The following is a 2243-nucleotide window of genomic DNA, read 5'->3' as shown; positions in this document are numbered from 1 at the left end:
AGCAGAAGTCCAACTTGCTGGAAGCCTACGACGCCAGTGGCTTGAGCGGTCCAAAATTCGCCGCCCTCCATGGCGTCAAATATCAGACACTCACCCCGTGGATCCAGAAACGGAAGCGGACCGGATTCTCTCCCGGATTGCCGGCCCCGGCGGGCGGGTCGCTGCTTGAAGTGGAGTCGTTGGTCTCCGACTTGGGCGACGGTGTCAAAGGGGTCAGTAGGCATGAAAGGGCTCCGCGTTGGTAGTGCCATCCGTTACGATGGCGTGTGGAACAAACAACACCAACACGGAAAACCCATGAAGACGACATCACATTACTACATCGGCATCGACCTGCACAAGCGTTTCAGCCAGGTGCACGTTCTAGATCAAGACGGCACAACCGTCTGGAAAGGCCGCATCGACGGCAACGACCCGCAAGGCTTTGAATCGCTCGTCCACTCTCTGGGCGGCCCGTGCAGTGCGGTCTTCGAAGCCCAGATGAACTGGCACGTCAAAGGGGTCAGGGCACGTCAAAGGGGTCAGTCAAAGGGGTCAGTCAAAGGGGTCAGTCAAAGGGGTCAGTCAAAGGGGTCAGTCAAAGGGGTCAGTCCTGAACGGCACTGGATTAAGCTCGTTTTCGGCCTCAAGGGTGACGGAAAGCCAGCCGGAGTACGGTAGTTGGAGTTGTGAAGCAGCGACCCGTCTTGGCCAACCTTCCGTCGCACGTGTTTGCCACCGCCCGCCGCAAGTTTCAAGCCGGCATCCGTCGATTGCGCGAGTCTCTGGTTGGCGAGTCGCTGAGCGGATACGCCGTGATGTTCGCCGATGTCCTTCCCGCCGCCTTTCTCAAGCGCATCGACCCGACCCGGCGCAACCGCCATTTCGGCCATCTTCCGATGTTCTGGGCCTGGCTCGCCCAGATCCTTGAGGGCAATGCTTCCTGCTCGAAGGCCATCGGCTTCATTCAGAGCTGGTGCCGCACTCAAGGGTTGCCGGCGCCGTCCAGCGACACAGGTTCCTATTGCAGGGCCCGGCTCAGGCTCTCCGACGCATTCTTCGACCAGGTGGCTCGTCGGGTCGGCGAGACGCTGGCTCGTGGTGAAAGGGATGGCGACCGCTGGCACGGTCTCTCTCTCAAGGCAGTGGACGGCACCACCGTGAAGCTCGCCGACACGGAGGCGAACCAGAAGTCCTTTCCCCAGCCGTCCGTCCAGAAGCCGGGATGCGGGTTCCCGGTAATGGGCATCGCCGGTCTCGTCAACCTAAGCCATGGTGGCTGGGAGGCGATGACGACCGGAGCCTTCAACGAGCACGATCTCACGCTGGCCGAAGGGCTCCTCGACCACATCCACAGCGGTGACCTGCTGCTGGGCGACCGCGCTTACTGCTCATATGCCTTCATCGCCGCGGTGCTGGAGCGGGGAGGGCAGGTCGTCATGCGGCTCCACCAGCAGCGCGAGGTCGCGCTGGACTGGCGCAAGGGACGGAAGATCTCGCCTCACGAACGGCTCGTGACCTGGCGCCGACCGGCCTATTCCGCACTCAAGGGCCGGCTGTCGCGCGAGGCTTGGGAAGCGCTGCCCGTCACCTTGGGAATCCGGCTCATCCGGCTCAAATACGAGGACCGCAGTGGGAGACTCCGACCCATGACGGTGGTGACCACGCTCACCGATCCGGCCGTCCACGACGGCGTGGAGATCCACTCACTATATGCCCGGCGGTGGGAAATCGAACTGCGGTTGCGCGACATCAAGACCACACTCGGTTTCGAGATGATGCACGTGAAGACCCCGGTGATGGCGCGCAAGACCCTCGCGATGATCCAGATCGCCGACAACCTGATGAGGGTGCTCATGCAACGGGCCGCGCACGAAGCGGGCGAGCCTGTCGGCAGCATCAGCTTCAAGGGGGCGCTGGATCTCACCACTTCCATCCACGAGTCCTTCCGGAACTGTGCGGGCAAGCCGCGCAAGAGGGCGGGACAGGCGCACTTCCTCGTGAAGATGATGGCCACCCGCCTGGTCGACCACCGGCCGTTCCGACGAGAGCCGCGGACGGTCAAACGCCGCCCGAAACCCTACCCGCTGCTCAATACGCCGCGGTACGCCTTCGTCGAGATTCCGCACCGGTCACGATACCGGAAAGTGGCTTAATCCAGTGCCATTCGGGTCAGTCCTCGCACTTTAACATTGCGGTTGCGAGTGCCACTTTGCAGTCTCCAGATTTATGGCCCAGCCAGTCCGTTATGAAGCGGTATGCGC

General features: G+C 62.1%; 2 protein-coding genes and 1 pseudogene. All 3 read left to right on the top strand.

Features of this window, described 5'->3' with window-relative positions:
- Positions 1-245 (top strand): annotated as a pseudogene (locus HNR46_RS20420) (hypothetical protein); the annotation flags it as partial.
- 52 nt (positions 246-297) lie between these two features.
- The gene (locus HNR46_RS20755; protein ID WP_221285317.1) at positions 298-660 is read left to right on the top strand and encodes a hypothetical protein; all 363 of its coding nucleotides are present in this window, start codon (positions 298-300) and stop codon (positions 658-660) included.
- A 26-nt stretch (positions 661-686) separates the two neighbouring features.
- On the top strand, positions 687-2135 hold the full coding sequence (locus HNR46_RS20415) for an IS4 family transposase (protein WP_184022542.1): 1449 nt from the start codon (positions 687-689) through the stop codon (positions 2133-2135).
- The last annotated feature ends 108 nt before the right edge of the window (positions 2136-2243 follow it).

Source organism: Haloferula luteola (assembly GCF_014201715.1).
In the GTDB taxonomy this organism is placed as follows: domain Bacteria; phylum Verrucomicrobiota; class Verrucomicrobiia; order Verrucomicrobiales; family Akkermansiaceae; genus Haloferula; species Haloferula luteola.
The sequence above is the reverse complement of the archived record's forward strand: the minus strand, read 5'-3'. Positions and strand labels throughout refer to the sequence as shown.